The following is a 14019-nucleotide window of genomic DNA, read 5'->3' as shown; positions in this document are numbered from 1 at the left end:
TCAACCGCAACTGAAGGCCGGCACGTGTCCTCCGCGCCGGCCTTTAGCGCGACCGCATCACATTCACGATCAACACGCCGCCGATCGCCATCAGGCCGCCAACGAGCGACAGCAACGTCGGTACCTCCCCTAGCCACAGGAAGCCGACCAGAGTTGCCGTCGGCGCGATCAGATAGAGAAAATTCGACGCGCGGCCAGCGGAGAAGCGCTTCAGCGCGATCGCCCAAGTGAGATAGCCGACCACCGTCGGCAGGATGGCCAGATAGGCCACCGACAGCACCACATCAACCGGCGCATCGGCCAGCGCCCGAATTGCCGACGGCAGGGCCGGGGCGACCGGGAGGGCGCCGATGAACAGAATCCACGCCGTCACGGTCAGCGCAGGCATGCGCCCGAGAAGCGGCTTCTGCAGCAGCGTCGAGATTGAGGTGCAGAAGGCCGAGCCGACGATGAGCAGCGCGCCGGGATCAAGCGTGAAATGATCGCTGTGGCCGAAGGCAATCAATCCCACGCCGAGAAATGACAGGGCGGTTCCAATCCAGCCGGACAGACCGAATCGCTCGCCAAGCAGCGGCATCGCCAGCAGCGCGACGAGCACCGGATTGATCTGCAGGATGAAAGAAGCGGGCCCGGCCGGCACGGTCTTCTCGCCGGTGTTGAGCAGCACGGCGTAGACCGCGATGAACAGCGGCCCGATCACGGCCAGCCGCAGCAGATCGCGCTTCGACGGCAGCGGCGGGCGGGCGATGACGAGGTAAAGCACGGCAGGCACGGCGGCGGCGCAATAGCGCGCGGCGGCCAGCTGCACCGGCGTCAGATGATGCAGCCCGACGCGGATCGCGGCAAAGGCTGAGGCCCAGGTAACGATCGTGACGACCACCGCGCCATAGGCGATGAGATCCAGCCGAGCCGTGGTCGCGGTCGAGGACGAACGAGTCATGCGAAGGTCCTCGCCGATACGGAGCGCCTCCATAGCGCTTTCCGCGCAGGAGGACACCCGAAAACGAAGAAGGCCGCCCTCGCGGGCGGCCTCCAAAGTCTTCGGCAGAAAAGCTCGAGGCTTAGCGCGAATAGAACTCGACGACGAGGTTCGGTTCCATGTGCACCGGATAGGGCACATCGGCGAGGCCGGGAACGCGCGCGAACTTCGCGGTCATCTTGTTATGGTCGACTTCGATATAGTCAGGCACGTCGCGCTCGGCGAGCTGCGTCGCCTCGAGGACGATCGCGAGCTGCTTCGACGAATCCTTGACCTCGATGAGGTCGCCGACCTTGACGCTGTAGCTGGCGATTGTGACGCGGCGTCCATTGACCTTGATGTGGCCGTGCGAAATGAACTGGCGCGAGGCGAACACGGTCGGCACGAACTTGGCGCGGTAGACCACCGCGTCGAGCCGGCTCTCGAGCAGGCCGATCAGGCTCTCGGACGAGTCGCCCTTGCGGCGCGTCGCCTCGGCATAGATCTTCCGGAACTGCTTCTCGGAGACGTTGCCGTAGTAGCCCTTCAGCTTCTGCTTGGCGCGCAGCTGTGTGCCATAGTCGGAAACCTTGCCCTTGCGGCGCTGGCCATGCTGGCCGGGGCCGTATTCGCGCTTGTTGACCGGAGACTTCGGACGGCCCCAGAGGTTTTCGCCAAGGCGACGGTCAATCTTGTGTTTGGACGAAGCACGCTTCGACATCGCATATCCCATGCATCAGAGTTCAGGGACACGCGCCCTCCTCTGCCCGCTTGTGGCGGACCGACAGGACAAGGCGATGGTCTGCCTTCTCCACGGGTGCGTGAAAATGAGACGCGGGCCCGAAGGACCCGCGAATGAGGGGGTCTTTAGCGAAGAAGGACCACCCTGTCAAATCCGGCAACGGCCGGAAGACCGCTCATTACTCGGAGACGACCGGCCGGGCGCGTGGCACCGGCACCGCCTCATGGCGCGCGGCGACGCGCATAGGCGCCGCGGCGGTTTCATTGCCGCGCAGGGCCGTCGAAGCGATCACCACTGGCTTGGCGTCGGTAGCCGTCACGATCGCCGGATTGGCGCTACCCCTTGCGGCGGCAAGTTCAGCGCCCTTCTTCGCGGCGGCGGCGAGAAGCGCGATCTCAAGCTTCGACTTCGGCGATTCAATCGCCTCCGCCGGCGCTACCGCAACGGCCACTGCCGGCTTCGGACGCGGTACCGGTACGGCATCATCGGCCTTGGCGGTCACGGCCGGTTCGTCAGCCTCAGGCGAATCGGGCGTAAGGCCCGGCGCGACGATCGGCGTCGGCGAGAGCGGCTTGGCCAAAGGCTGTGACTTGGCAAAAGGCAGCACCGAAGCATAGACAACCGTCGGATGCGCAACAGCCGGCGACGCGCCAGTCGGCGCGGCTGCAAGCTTTGGCGCCGGCATCGGCGCCGGGACAGCCTCGGCGACCACAGTCTCGATAACGGGCTTCTCGCGCGGGATCGGTGCCGCGACGGCCTCCGCGATCGCGGCGGAAGCCGAGGTCGCCGGACCGGACACGGCATCGCCACTCCAAAGGGCGCCCGTGCCATCCTGCGCGTCAGCCATGGCGAGAAGCGTCGGGGCCTCGCCAACCGGCTTGAAATCGCGGACGAGGATCATTTCGTCGAGCACGCGCTTCCGCCGGGCCTCATAGTAGTAGCCCCTGCGATAAAGCATGTGGCCGCGAGACATGTTGCCATCAGCGGCCTTCAACGCATTGGCGAGATAAGCAATGCCGAACGCGAGATTGGTCTCGGCATCGAGCAAGCCCTTGGCCGTGCCGCGATAGCCCATGCCCTGCGCCGTGTCGTAGCGGATCTGCATCAGGCCCCAATAAGGACCATTGCGGGCGAGCGGACGATATTCGCTTTCGGACCGGACAACCTCACGGGCGAGCGAAACCGGAACATTGTATTTCTTGGAATAGAAGACGATCAGCCGATCAATCTGCGCCTTCTGGCTTTCATCGGGATAAGGCGCCGACGAGCGGTTAAGCGCCGCCGCGCCAACAGTCAGCGAAGCCAGCGCAGCGCTGACGATCACGAGACGCCGAGCGACACTTCGGGCGACCTCTTTTCCAGAGGCTTTTTCGTTCACGGACGGCATCGGATCGGTTGGTTCTCCGGTGTCGGGAAGGCCTTTAGGCTCGCGACATATTACCGGATAATTACCGTCTGCGAAGTCCCCTGGAAAAACCTTCTCATGCGGCCCCGCTGCACCCCTGTAAAATCAAGGCGTTGCCCCCTGCCGAACAGGCATTAACAACCCCATATCGGGTATTCTCATCCTCCTCCCGGAGCATCACCCCATGCCGAAACTCGGCCAGACGCCGCTCTCCATTCTCGATCTCGCGCCGATCCGCGCCGGTGGAACACCGTCGGACGCCTTCGCCAACATGGTGGACCTCGCCCGCCATGCCGAACGGCTCGGCTACAACCGCTTTTGGCTGGCCGAACATCACAACATGCCGGGCATCGCATCGTCGGCGACCTCGGTGCTGATCGGCCATGTCGCCGGAGCGACGAACCGCATCCGCGTCGGCTCCGGCGGCGTCATGCTGCCGAACCATGCGCCGATCGTCATCGCGGAGCAGTTCGGCACGCTGGAGGCGCTTTATCCCGGCCGCATCGATCTCGGCCTTGGCCGCGCGCCGGGCACCGACATGCTGACGACGCGGGCCCTTCGCCGTGACCTCGTCGATGACGACAACGCCTTTCCGCAGAATGTGCAGGAATTGCTGGCGCTGCTGGCGCCGGCCGGCGAGAACCAGAAGGTTCGGGCCGTCCCCGGCTCGGGCTCCAACGTGCCGGTCTGGCTGCTTGGCTCGTCGACCTTCAGCGCGCAGCTCTCGGCGCTTCTCGGCCTGCCCTTCGCCTTCGCCAGCCATTTTGCGCCGCAGCGGCTCCTGGAGGCGATTGAGGTACATCGGCATTATTTCCGCCCGTCCGAATATCTCGACAAGCCCTACATCATGGTCGGCCTGCCGGTGATCGCAGCCGAGACCGACGACAAGGCGCAATTCCTGGCGACGACGCAGTTCCAGAGGCTGGTCAATCTCGTGCGCGGCAAGCCAACTGTCCTACTACCGCCTGTCGAGAGCATGGAGGGGCTGTGGGACGAACGCGAGGAGGCCTATGTCGCCTCGCATCTCGGCGTCGCCGCCATCGGCGGACCGGCGACCGTCAGCGCCCGGCTCGAATCCTTCCTGGAAGAAACCGGCGCCGATGAGCTGATCATAACGTCAGACTTCTATGACCACGCTGACCGCATCCGCTCCTTCGAGATCGTGGCGGAAGCACGCGCCGCTTCGGCCGCGGGCGAGCAGCTTCTCGCTGCTGGATGACATTCGGAGCGATCCTGCTAGGTTGCGCCCGTTTCGGCCAGCCCCCTTGAGGAGTTCGGCCGGTCACGCGGTGCCGGGGTACGCAGAATGGCTGACCGAATCACGATTGTCGTTCCGGTCTACAACGAGGCGGAGGGCCTGCCGCTCTTCGTCGGCCGCCTGACGCCCGTCCTCGAAAGCCTTGGCGTCGATTGGACGGTCCTCTTCGTCAATGACGGGTCGGTCGATGCGACGCTGGTGCGCCTTCGCGACCTCAACGAAAGCGATCCGCGCTTCACCGCAATTTCGCTCAGCCGGAATTTCGGCAAGGAGACCGCGATCGCTGCCGGCCTCCATTATGCCGACGGCGATGCCGTCATCCTGATGGATGGCGACGCCCAGCATCCGCCCGAAATGCTGCCGGCCTTCCTCGAGCGTTGGCGCGCCGGCTTCAAGGTCGTGCTCGGCTCGCGCGAAGGCATGGCGGAAGAAGGCGCGTTGCGCAGGCTTTACTCGCGCAGCTTCCACGCGCTCTTCCGCCTCATCGCCGCCCCCCGCCTCCCGCGCGGTGCCGTCGATTTCCTGCTGCTCGACCGCAAGGCCGTCGACGCCATGAACCGTCTCGGAGAACGCACGCGCTTCTCCAAAGGTCTCTATGCCTGGATCGGCTTTGAGCACACGACGATCCCCTTCGCCGTCGGCGGGCGGGTCGCGGGACAATCGAGTTGGAACTTCACCCGCCTGCTCGGTTTTGCAGTCGACGGGCTGGTGTCGTTCTCGACCATTCCTTTGAAGGTTTGGTCCTATCTCGGCCTCGTCGTCTCGGCCTGCGCCATGCTCTATGCGCTGGTCTTCCTGATCAGGACGCTCGTCTCTGGCACCGACCAGCCCGGCTTCCCCTCGCTGATCGTGTCGATCATGTTCTTCTCCGGCGTTCAGCTCATCTCACTCGGCGTGCTCGGCGAATATGTCGCGCGCATCTATGAGGAGGTGAAGCGGCGGCCGCTGTTCCTCATCGGCGAGGAAATCGGCGTCACCGAACCCCATCAGAAACGCCACGCCGGCGACCGGACATCATGAGCGGCGCGCGGCGTATCGTCCTGTCGGCGGATGATTATGGAATTTCAGAAGGCGTATCGCGTGGCATCCTGGACCTGATCGGCGCCGGACGCCTATCGGCGACCGCGGCGATGACCAACTGGCCTGAATGGCTGGCGCTGGCACCGGCCCTCCTCGCCCGCCGGGAGAGGGTTGCCATCGGGCTGCATCTGAACCTCACCGCCGGCAGCCCACTTGAGGCCATGCCGGTACTCGCGCCGACGGGCATATTTCCAGGCATTTCCCCGTTCCTGCACGGCAAGGTGGGCGTTGCTGCCAGCGAGATTGCGGCCGAGATCGGCCGCCAGCTCGACAGCTTCGAGGAAGCGACCGGCATGGCGCCTGACTTCGTCGATGGTCATCATCACGTGCATATCTTCCCCCCGGTGCGCCGGGCGCTGATCGCGGCCCTGGTCGCCCGCTATCCGGACCGGAAGCCGCTGGTCCGTAATCCCGGCGACCATCTGGCACGCATTCTGGTTCGTCGCGCTTTTGCCGTGAAGGCTGCCGGCGTCGCCTTCCATGCGCGTGGCCTCGCAGCAGATCTGGCGCGCGCCGGCCTGCCCACCAATGACGGCTTTTCCGGTTTTTCCGCCTTTGACCGTGCAACGCCTTACGGCAGCGAACTCGACATCGCGCGCCGCGCCGCCGGGCCACGGCACCTCGCGATGTGCCATCCCGGCCATGTCGATGCGACGCTGCAGGCACGGGACGACCTTACAGACCGACGGGAGGATGAACTGGCAACGCTTCTTGATCGGCGCGACATCAACGCATGGCTTTGGCCCTGCCGCCGTGATGCGGCTGGCCGTGTCCTTTGGTGGCAATGATGGTCCGGCGCATGCTCGCCGATCCGCGGGTCCGGCATATCGTTCATTTCGCCGTCGCGGGCTTCAGCGCCTTTGCAGTCGATGCCGCGATGCTGCAGCTGCTGCTGCATTTTGGCCTCGGACCGCTGGTCGCCCGACCCTTCGCCATTTTCACGGCGATGATCGTCGGCTGGCTGATCAACCGTACGTGGACCTTCCCGATGCCGGGCCGGCCCCGGCTTCGGGAGTTCGCCCGCTATGCGGCCGTAGCCTCGATCTCATCGGTGATCAATTACGGCGTCTATGCCGCGATTCTGATCGTGCGGCCGCAGACCCTGCCGTTCGTTGCGCTGGTGATCGCGACGGCGATCTCCACGATCGCGTCCTATTCAGGCTATCGCTTCTTCACCTTCCGACATCGGCCGAAGGTTCACCCGGCCGGACCGTCAGGCAGTCCCTGACGAGGAACGGCAGGTAAACGAGGCAGAGTAGCGGATCCCACCAGAGATCGGTTGCCCTCAGCATCGCCGTGCCAAGTCCGCCGGCCGCGAGCGCCACGGCGATCACGATGAAGAGCGTCGGCACCTTCCGCTCGCCATCGACATGCCAGCCGATCACCGAGCCGATGGCCAAAGTCGCTGAAAGCATCAGATAGGTCTGCGCTTCAGTGCGCGGGCTCATCAGCATCAGATAGACGACTGAGAGCGCGTAGAGATTGATCATGCCGCGCACGAGGCCGTTGCGGCGGAGCGCGACAAAGCCGAGCGCCAGCGTCAGACCAGCCGTTATCACGCGCGCCACGGTCAACAGACCCTCCGGCGCAACGATACCAAACCGGCCGAGAAGGCCCGTGATGTCAGACCAGCGCCCCGCCTCGGGCGCCCCGGACATCAGCACCTTGTGGATGCCAAGCCTGTAGAGTTCGAATGCGCGTGCTGGGTCCGGATTGACGAGCGGCAGCGCCATCAGAACGACCAGCGCCACGATCAGCTTCGGGATGATCTTCGGCTGCAGCGCCGCAACCAGCAGGATGTAGACGATCGCCAGCGGCTTCAGCGCGAAGGCGAGGCCGAGCAGGATCGCGCCGCTCCACCAGCGCCTCTCGATCACATGAACGGTCGCCAGCAGCATCAGCCCATAGAGGATGTTGGTCGCCTGGCCGTTGCGCAGCGAATTCGCGGCGCCCGGAAGCGCGATCAAGAGCGCGGTGCCGACGATCAGCCAGCGCGTCTTCGTGTCGAAACGCGGCAGCACGACGCGGAAGACCTCCGCGATCCCGTAGGCCAGCAGCGCTGCCGAGACCGCGCGCCAAGCGATGTCGCCAAACTGAGGGCCGAGAAGAGCGAACGGCGTATAGAGGACGGCGAAGCTTGGCAGATAGATGAAGCCAGCGGTGCCCTCTCCGAAGATATCCTGTCCCGCCCACCATCCGAGCGAGCCGATGCGATAGACCGGCACGACGCTGCGCGCCTCGGGATTGAGATAAACCAGCACGAAGATGACGAGGTTGAACAGCGCATAGAGGACGAGGCCCACGGCGCCGATCGTTAAAACCCAGCGTGCGGGAGCGTCAGCCGGCGCGGGATACCGCCGCGAACCGGCAGCCGTCACAGAGGTGGTCATGAATTGCATCCGCCGCGATTGAAGGCCGGCAAAATAGGCTGCGCATCGAGGCCCCACAAGGGCGTCCGGCCGCCGACGATGTCACAAGGCGCCACCGTCCTTCGGCGACAACCCGAAGTTCGCCAGCAACGGCTGCAACGGCACCGGCCATGGACCGCCGGAAGAAAGATAGGCGACACCGGGAACGCCGATCATGCTCGGCGTCTCGTCGAGCCCGAGCAGCGAGACCACGCGACGGGCGATCGCCTCCGCCGGATCGATCCACGCGACCGGCCAGGGCGCGATGCGCACGAAGCGATCGAGCAGGAACGGATAATGCGTGCAGGCGAGCACGACTGCATCGGTGCGCCGGCCCTCCACCTCGATGAAAGCGGGCGCGATCTCGGCGAGGATCGCGTCGTCGCCCACCGCCTCGCCTCGCATCACGCTTTCGGCGAGCGGCGCCAGCTCATACGACCCGACGAGGCGAACATGGCAGTTCTGGGCAAAGGAGCGGATCAACGCGCGCGTATAATCGCGCCGCATCGTGCCGGGCGTTGCCAGCACGCCGACCACGCCGCTTCTCGTCCGCTCGGCGGCCGGCTTGATCGCCGGCACGGTGCCGACAAAAGGGATCGAATGGGCCGCCCGCAGCGCCGGCAGCACCAATGTCGCAGCCGTGTTGCACGCAACGACGACGGCATGCGGCGAAAACCGCTCGATCAGGCGGCCAACCAGCGCGACGATGTGATCGCGAAGCGGCGCCTCCTCCCAGTCGCCATAGGGAAAGGCCAGATCGTCAGCGACATAGACGATGTCCGCCTCTGGGACGCGTCGCCGGATTTCCGAGAGCACGGACAGACCGCCGATCCCTGAATCGAAGACGAGAAGGCGGACGCTCATGCCTCGCCCTCCCCGAGATCCGCGCGGCTCGTCGTCAGGCTGCCATCGGCGCGTCGTCGCGGCCGCGTCGGCCGATTCTCAAGCGCCGCGATCACGCCGCGCAGCGTCCGGATATCCTGCTCGGTGAACGAGGCCTTGGCGAGCATGGCGCGCAGCGTCTGCACCACGACCGGCTTCTTCTCGGCCGGGCGGAAGAATGTCACCGCCTCGAGGGCGCCTTCGAGATGCTCGAACAGCCCGACCAGCTCTTCCTTGGTCGCCGGCCGACTTGGATTGGGCGTCTGGAAGCGCAGACCCTCCTCTTCCGAGGCAAGGCCGCTCCGCCGCCACTCGTACCCAAGGATCAAAACGGCCTGCGCGATGTTGAGCGAGGCGAATTCGGGATCGACCGGCAGCGTCACGATCTCGTCGGCGAGCGAGATCTCCTCATTCGTAAGACCGATGCGCTCGCGCCCGAAAAGTATGCCGATAGGCGTGCCGGCCACCGCATGGCCTCGCAGGATTGTCGCCGCCGAAGCCGGACCACGCACGGTCTTGACGATCTCGCGCGAACGCGCAGTCGTGGCGATTAGATAGCCGATATCGGCGATCGCCGCCTCGACGGACTCGAACACACGGATCCGGTCGAACACATGATCGGCCCGGCTCGCCGCGCGACGCGCGCTTTCGTTTGGCCAGCCATCGCGCGGCTTTACGATGCGGAGATCACGCAGGCCGAAATTCGCCATGGCACGGGCTGCGGTGCCGATGTTCTCGCCGAGTTGGGGCTCGACCAGGATGACGGCGGGGCCGTCGGCGAGAAGTCGGTCTTGCGGGTTGGTCATCAGAAGGCTCGGGCTGCGGAAGCTCCGGTCCTAGCGCATCATCCCGCTGGTTGCCAGCACATCAAGAGTCCGGAAACACCCTGCGCCCGCCTGCGTCATCCGGTTTGGGGCAGGTCAAGGCTGCAACCTCGCGATCATGTTGTACTCATACACCGCTTGGTTCAAAATCACCTCATCACAAGGGGGAGTCGCGCCATGGCATCAAGCATTACCGTCACCAGCATTTCATCCACCGTACAGCGCAAATGGGGATGGTTCCTGGTGCTGGGCATCGTGTTTTTGATCGGCGGGTTCTTCGCGATCGCGATGCCACTGGTCTCGTCGATCGCCGTGGGCATTTTCCTCTCGCTTGTGCTCGCGGTCGCCGGCATTTTCCAGATCTGGCAGTCCTTCAGCGTGCAGAGTTGGACGGGCTTCCTCTGGCAATTGATCATCGGCATCGTGATGCTGCTCGGCGGAATCGCGATCTATATGTCGCCGGCAACCGGCTCGGTCGCGCTGACGCTCGTTATCGCAGGCGTATTCATCGCCAAGGGCGTGTTTCAGATCATCCTCGGCCTGCGCCTCCGTCCGCATGACGGCTGGGGCTGGATCCTTGCGGCCGGCATTATCGCGCTGCTCGCCGGTATCATGATCCTCACCAACCAGCCCTTCTCAGGGCTGTGGGTGCCGGGCACGCTGGCAGGCATTTCGCTGCTGTTCACGGGCTGGAGCTATATCGCTCTCGGCCTCGCGGCAAAGCGCATCGCCTGACGCGACGAGCGCTCATCAATGCTCGTTCGCTACCGGGCGGACGAGCAACATCGCGTAGCCGAATGTCGTCAGGAACAGGGCCAGGATGGCCGCGTTCTCATTCGCCCAGTCAAGCGCGGGCAACGAGACCATGGCCCGCGCGGCGCCGACGGCAAGGCCGATGGCCACAACCGATCCGGCCCAAGCGATCAGCCCGAACAGGACAAGAATCGCGCCGCGCAGCAGCAGCGTCTGAAGCGTTTCGTGAAGATCCGACATGACGGCCCCTCGCCTTACCCGCATCAACCGATAACGCGCCTGCGCGCGTCGGCTGCAGGGAAACGACGTTGGTGCGTCCGGGTTCCCGTCCCCGTTAACGATTGCGGCGAATCGGCGACGACCACCTCTCCAGCCGGCTCTTACACCCGCCGCGCGCCTTTTCGGCAGGGGGACGCGATGCTATAGCAACGCTTCTCTCAAAGCCCCGATCGCGCCGGCCTCCTCCGCCGCGAGGGCATTCCAACGAAGGCGAGGCAGTCATTCCATGGCGAAGATCAAGGTAGCCAATCCTGTCGTCGAGCTCGACGGCGACGAGATGACCCGGATCATCTGGCAGGCCATCAAGGACAAGCTGATCCACCCCTATCTCGATCTCGATCTGCAGTATTTCGATCTCGGCATCGAGCATCGCGACGCAACGAATGACAAGGTGACCATCGAGGCCGCCGAGGCCATCAAGAAGGTCGGCGTCGGCGTCAAATGCGCCACCATCACGCCGGACGAAGCGCGCGTTAAGGAATTCAACCTCAAGGAAATGTGGAAGTCGCCGAACGGCACCATCCGCAACATCCTTGGCGGCGTCATCTTCCGCGAGCCGATCATCTGCCAGAACGTGCCCCGCCTCGTTCCCGGCTGGACGCAGCCGATCATCGTCGGCCGTCACGCTTTCGGCGACCAGTACAAGGCAACCGACTTCAAGATTCCCGGCAAGGGCCGCCTGACGGTCAAGTTTGAGGGCGAGGACGGCACGGTCATCGAGAAGGAAGTCTTCAACTTCCCCGGCGCCGGCGTCGCGATGGCCATGTACAATCTCGACGAGTCGATCCGCGAATTCGCGCGCGCCTCGCTGAACTACGGCCTGCTGCGCAAATATCCGGTTTATCTCTCGACCAAGAACACGATCCTCAAGGCCTATGATGGCCGCTTCAAGGACCTGTTCCAGGAGGTCTATGAGAACGAATTCGCCAGCGCCTTCAAGGAAGCCGGAATCACCTACGAGCATCGCCTGATCGACGACATGGTCGCTTCGGCGCTGAAGTGGTCCGGCGGCTATGTCTGGGCATGCAAGAACTATGACGGCGACGTGCAGTCCGACACGGTCGCGCAGGGCTTCGGCTCGCTGGGCCTTATGACCTCGGTGCTGCTCACCCCCGACGGCAAGACCGTCGAGGCCGAAGCGGCACATGGCACCGTGACGCGGCACTATCGCGAACATCAGAAGGGCAAGGAGACGTCGACCAACTCCATCGCTTCGATCTTCGCTTGGACTCGCGGCCTTTCCCATCGCGCCAAGCTCGACGATAATGTCGAACTCGCCAAGTTCTCGGCCACGCTGGAGAAGGTCTGCGTCGATACCGTCGAATCCGGCTTCATGACGAAAGATCTCGCGCTGCTCGTCGGACCGGACCAGAAATGGCTCTCGACCACTGGCTTCCTCGACAAGGTCAGCGACAACCTGACCAAGGCGATGGCGACTGCCTAAGGACTTCGCGAGACTAACCAGAACGGCGCGGCTCGGCCGCGCCGTTTCTCTTGAAGAAGACGTGACCGATGCCGCACCGCGCCCGCCTCGCCGCCCGCAACAATGCCGAATGGTGCGACGCCGTCTCGCGGGCGCATGGCGCGACGACACGGTTCGGGGCCGGCTTCTGGGTCAATCCAGGCGATGCGCCGCCTTATTATCCCAATCTGGTGACGCTGACGGCGGAAGATGTCGGCCCGCAGCGGGAAGAGATTGCAGCTCTTATCGCCCGGCGGCCGGGAGCGCTCGGAATCAAGGACAGCTTCGCGACGCTCAACCTCTCTTCCGTCGGCCTGACCACGGCGTTCGAGGCAGAATGGCTTTGGCTCGCGGCAGACACGCCCGCCGCCATCTCTCCCGGTGATTTTGCCATAGGCTGGACCGCCACCGCGAGCGACCTTGCCGACTGGGAACGGGCTTGGGCCGGTGCGCCGGTGGAGAGGCCCGTCTTCCCGCCAGCCATCCTCGCCGACCCCCGCCTTGCCTTCCTCGCCGTCATTCGCGACGGCGTGACGATCGGCGGCGCGGCCCTCAACCGATACGCCACGGTGCTCGGCATCTCCAATGTCTTCATGAGCCCGGAAGCCGACCCTGCTTCGGTTTTGGCATCCCTGATCGCTGCGGCCCGGCATCGCCATCCGAACCTCCCGCTCGTCGGCTATGAGCATGGGGAGAGCCTTGCGCTTTTCCGCGCCGCTGGGTTTCAGTCGGTCGGACCTCTGCGGGTCTGGGTGCGCTGAGCCGGCTCCCGGCTGCAGAAAGTCTCGCGTCGGCACGCGCCGCTTACGTCGATACTGCATTGCAGCACAATCAACTCGACGGCAGCCATGAAGAATGGCAGAAAATCTGCCTCCTTCACCGAGGTGGGACTTCACGGCGACGCGCCTCGATCATCCCAGCCGACAAGAATGGCGATCCACGCAATTGAAGACCGGGCCAACGATCTCTCGGGAACTACTCGCCGAGGCGATGTACGCCCTGTTCGAGTTTTCACCGGTTGCGTTCTGCATCTCGACGACGGACGAGCCGTCCTACTATGTCCGGGTCAACTCAGCCTATCTGCGCCTTTTCGGTCGCGAGTGGTCGGAGATCGAAGGACAGCCGATTTCGCTTCACATGGCAAGCAGCCCGGATTCGCCCGCGAGGATGCGCCGCATGCACCAGCTAGCGACCGTCGGCTTCTATGAACTCGAAGAGGTTGATCTCCGACACACCTCGGGCCACATCGTCCCGACGCTGATCAGTGCGCATCGCTGCGTCGTCGGCGGGGCCAGCGTCGATATCGAGATCATCGTCGACAACACCGATCGGAAGGCGCTTGAGAACGCAATCCGGCAGGCCGCTCATACGGACTCACTGACCCAGGTGGCCAATCGGGCCGGTTTTGAAGGGCTGCTGGCGCGCGCGATCGAAACGAAGTCTCCCACCGAAGCGATCGGGCTGGCCTATATCGACCTCAACGGCTTCAAGGCGATCAATGATCAGCAGGGCCATGCGGTCGGAGATGCGGTGCTTCGCATCGTCGGACAACGGCTTGGCGAGGCTATCCGCGGCAACGGCCAAGTCGGTCGGCTCGGCGGCGACGAATTCGCGATCCTGTTCCACGTCCCGGACTCGGATCTGCCGAAACAGGAGCGGTTCGAAGACCTCGCCGAAGCCCTTTGCCAGCCGATCGTCCTGGGCGACAGCGTGCTCAATATCGGCCTGTCGATGGGCGTCGCCGTCATGGATGCCCCGCGAAACCTCGATCATCTGCTCAATCAGGCCGATGACCTCATGTATGAGGCCAAGGCAGGCGGCGGGCCGATCGCAATCCGCCTGGTGCATTTCAGCGCGCCGGATGAAACGAACACGGCCGATCGCGGCTGAAGGCGTTCTGGCGCACGACGCTCGCGACACAGTCCACGTGGTCAACCCGCCAAGGCAGTGTTCGGCTCATCATAGGAG

15 protein-coding genes are annotated in these 14019 nt (G+C 64.4%); 8 read left to right on the top strand and 7 right to left on the bottom strand.

Annotated features, from left to right (window positions below; translation table 11 throughout):
- Positions 1-43 precede the first annotated feature (43 nt).
- The 3 genes from BUB39_RS08935 to BUB39_RS08925 all read right to left on the bottom strand — a co-directional run bounded on the left by BUB39_RS08935 (position 44) and on the right by BUB39_RS08925 (position 3087).
- The gene (locus BUB39_RS08935) at positions 44-940 is read right to left on the bottom strand and encodes a DMT family transporter (RefSeq protein ID WP_073052897.1); all 897 of its coding nucleotides are present in this window, start codon (positions 938-940) and stop codon (positions 44-46) included.
- Positions 941-1061: 121 nt separating this feature from the next.
- On the bottom strand, positions 1062-1679 hold the full coding sequence (rpsD, locus tag BUB39_RS08930; RefSeq protein ID WP_073052896.1) for a 30S ribosomal protein S4: 618 nt from the start codon (positions 1677-1679) through the stop codon (positions 1062-1064).
- Positions 1680-1878: 199 nt separating this feature from the next.
- Entirely contained in the window at positions 1879-3087 is a 1209-nt protein-coding gene (locus BUB39_RS08925) for a transglycosylase SLT domain-containing protein (RefSeq protein ID WP_084527038.1), read from the bottom strand.
- Positions 3088-3289: 202 nt separating this feature from the next.
- On the opposite strand from BUB39_RS08925, the gene BUB39_RS08920 reads away from it, so the two are divergent.
- The 4 genes from BUB39_RS08920 to BUB39_RS08905 all read left to right on the top strand — a co-directional run bounded on the left by BUB39_RS08920 (position 3290) and on the right by BUB39_RS08905 (position 6671).
- Positions 3290-4324, top strand: a complete 1035-nt coding sequence (locus tag BUB39_RS08920; RefSeq protein WP_073052545.1) for an LLM class flavin-dependent oxidoreductase — start codon at positions 3290-3292, stop codon at positions 4322-4324.
- A gap of 87 nt (positions 4325-4411) precedes the next feature.
- Complete coding sequence (locus BUB39_RS08915) at positions 4412-5383, top strand: glycosyltransferase family 2 protein (RefSeq protein WP_073052544.1); 972 nt, start codon at positions 4412-4414, stop codon at positions 5381-5383.
- A complete protein-coding gene (locus BUB39_RS08910; RefSeq protein ID WP_073052543.1) occupies positions 5380-6231 on the top strand; it encodes a ChbG/HpnK family deacetylase in 852 nt (283 codons plus the stop codon). The genes BUB39_RS08915 and BUB39_RS08910 overlap by 4 nt, the downstream gene beginning before the upstream one ends.
- A gap of 11 nt (positions 6232-6242) precedes the next feature.
- Positions 6243-6671, top strand: coding sequence for a GtrA family protein (locus BUB39_RS08905; RefSeq protein WP_073052895.1), 429 nt, complete (start codon positions 6243-6245; stop codon positions 6669-6671).
- Here the strand turns inward: BUB39_RS08905 and BUB39_RS08900 are convergent.
- From BUB39_RS08900 to BUB39_RS08890, 3 genes are all read right to left on the bottom strand, one after another.
- The gene (locus BUB39_RS08900) at positions 6616-7833 is read right to left on the bottom strand and encodes a glycosyltransferase family 87 protein (protein WP_175561788.1); all 1218 of its coding nucleotides are present in this window, start codon (positions 7831-7833) and stop codon (positions 6616-6618) included. The two genes, BUB39_RS08905 and BUB39_RS08900, sit on opposite strands and share 56 nt — an antisense overlap.
- Before the next feature lie 81 nt (positions 7834-7914).
- Entirely contained in the window at positions 7915-8715 is an 801-nt protein-coding gene (murI, locus tag BUB39_RS08895; RefSeq protein ID WP_073052541.1) for a glutamate racemase, read from the bottom strand.
- Entirely contained in the window at positions 8712-9539 is an 828-nt protein-coding gene (locus BUB39_RS08890) for an RNA methyltransferase (RefSeq protein ID WP_073052540.1), read from the bottom strand. The genes murI and BUB39_RS08890 overlap by 4 nt, the downstream gene beginning before the upstream one ends.
- 195 nt (positions 9540-9734) lie before the next feature.
- Between BUB39_RS08890 and BUB39_RS08885 the strand changes: the two genes are divergently transcribed.
- On the top strand, positions 9735-10292 hold the full coding sequence (locus BUB39_RS08885; protein ID WP_073052539.1) for an HdeD family acid-resistance protein: 558 nt from the start codon (positions 9735-9737) through the stop codon (positions 10290-10292).
- Between the two features lie 15 nt (positions 10293-10307).
- Here BUB39_RS08885 and BUB39_RS08880 read toward each other — a convergent pair whose 3' ends face one another.
- The gene (locus BUB39_RS08880; RefSeq protein WP_073052538.1) at positions 10308-10550 is read right to left on the bottom strand and encodes a hypothetical protein; all 243 of its coding nucleotides are present in this window, start codon (positions 10548-10550) and stop codon (positions 10308-10310) included.
- Between the two features lie 265 nt (positions 10551-10815).
- Here BUB39_RS08880 and BUB39_RS08875 point away from each other — a divergent pair, with 265 nt between their 5' ends.
- From BUB39_RS08875 to BUB39_RS08865, 3 genes are all read left to right on the top strand, one after another.
- The gene (locus BUB39_RS08875; RefSeq protein ID WP_073052537.1) at positions 10816-12033 is read left to right on the top strand and encodes an NADP-dependent isocitrate dehydrogenase; all 1218 of its coding nucleotides are present in this window, start codon (positions 10816-10818) and stop codon (positions 12031-12033) included.
- A gap of 68 nt (positions 12034-12101) precedes the next feature.
- Complete coding sequence (locus tag BUB39_RS08870) at positions 12102-12812, top strand: hypothetical protein (protein WP_073052536.1); 711 nt, start codon at positions 12102-12104, stop codon at positions 12810-12812.
- A 184-nt stretch (positions 12813-12996) separates the two neighbouring features.
- Entirely contained in the window at positions 12997-13941 is a 945-nt protein-coding gene (locus BUB39_RS08865; RefSeq protein WP_175561787.1) for a GGDEF domain-containing protein, read from the top strand.
- Positions 13942-14019 lie beyond the last annotated feature (78 nt).

Origin of the sequence: Kaistia soli DSM 19436, assembly GCF_900129325.1 — a bacterium.
Lineage (GTDB): Bacteria > Pseudomonadota > Alphaproteobacteria > Rhizobiales > Kaistiaceae > Kaistia > Kaistia soli.
Note: the sequence above shows the minus strand (reverse complement) of the source record. Positions and strands in the feature narration are given on the sequence as shown.

Excerpts from the sequence above, each read along its gene's own strand:
- BUB39_RS08935 (WP_073052897.1), bottom strand. The coding sequence starts at position 940 with ATGACTCGTTCGTCCTCGACCGCGACCACGGCTCGGCTGGATCTCATC.
- rpsD (WP_073052896.1), bottom strand. The coding sequence starts at position 1,679 with ATGTCGAAGCGTGCTTCGTCCAAACACAAGATTGACCGTCGCCTTGGC.
- BUB39_RS08925 (WP_084527038.1), bottom strand. The coding sequence starts at position 3,087 with ATGCCGTCCGTGAACGAAAAAGCCTCTGGAAAAGAGGTCGCCCGAAGT.
- BUB39_RS08920 (WP_073052545.1), top strand. The coding sequence starts at position 3,290 with ATGCCGAAACTCGGCCAGACGCCGCTCTCCATTCTCGATCTCGCGCCG.
- BUB39_RS08915 (WP_073052544.1), top strand. The coding sequence starts at position 4,412 with ATGGCTGACCGAATCACGATTGTCGTTCCGGTCTACAACGAGGCGGAG.
- BUB39_RS08910 (WP_073052543.1), top strand. The coding sequence starts at position 5,380 with ATGAGCGGCGCGCGGCGTATCGTCCTGTCGGCGGATGATTATGGAATT.
- BUB39_RS08905 (WP_073052895.1), top strand. The coding sequence starts at position 6,243 with ATGCTCGCCGATCCGCGGGTCCGGCATATCGTTCATTTCGCCGTCGCG.
- BUB39_RS08900 (WP_175561788.1), bottom strand. The coding sequence starts at position 7,833 with ATGACCACCTCTGTGACGGCTGCCGGTTCGCGGCGGTATCCCGCGCCG.
- murI (WP_073052541.1), bottom strand. The coding sequence starts at position 8,715 with ATGAGCGTCCGCCTTCTCGTCTTCGATTCAGGGATCGGCGGTCTGTCC.
- BUB39_RS08890 (WP_073052540.1), bottom strand. The coding sequence starts at position 9,539 with ATGACCAACCCGCAAGACCGACTTCTCGCCGACGGCCCCGCCGTCATC.
- BUB39_RS08885 (WP_073052539.1), top strand. The coding sequence starts at position 9,735 with ATGGCATCAAGCATTACCGTCACCAGCATTTCATCCACCGTACAGCGC.
- BUB39_RS08880 (WP_073052538.1), bottom strand. The coding sequence starts at position 10,550 with ATGTCGGATCTTCACGAAACGCTTCAGACGCTGCTGCTGCGCGGCGCG.
- BUB39_RS08875 (WP_073052537.1), top strand. The coding sequence starts at position 10,816 with ATGGCGAAGATCAAGGTAGCCAATCCTGTCGTCGAGCTCGACGGCGAC.
- BUB39_RS08870 (WP_073052536.1), top strand. The coding sequence starts at position 12,102 with ATGCCGCACCGCGCCCGCCTCGCCGCCCGCAACAATGCCGAATGGTGC.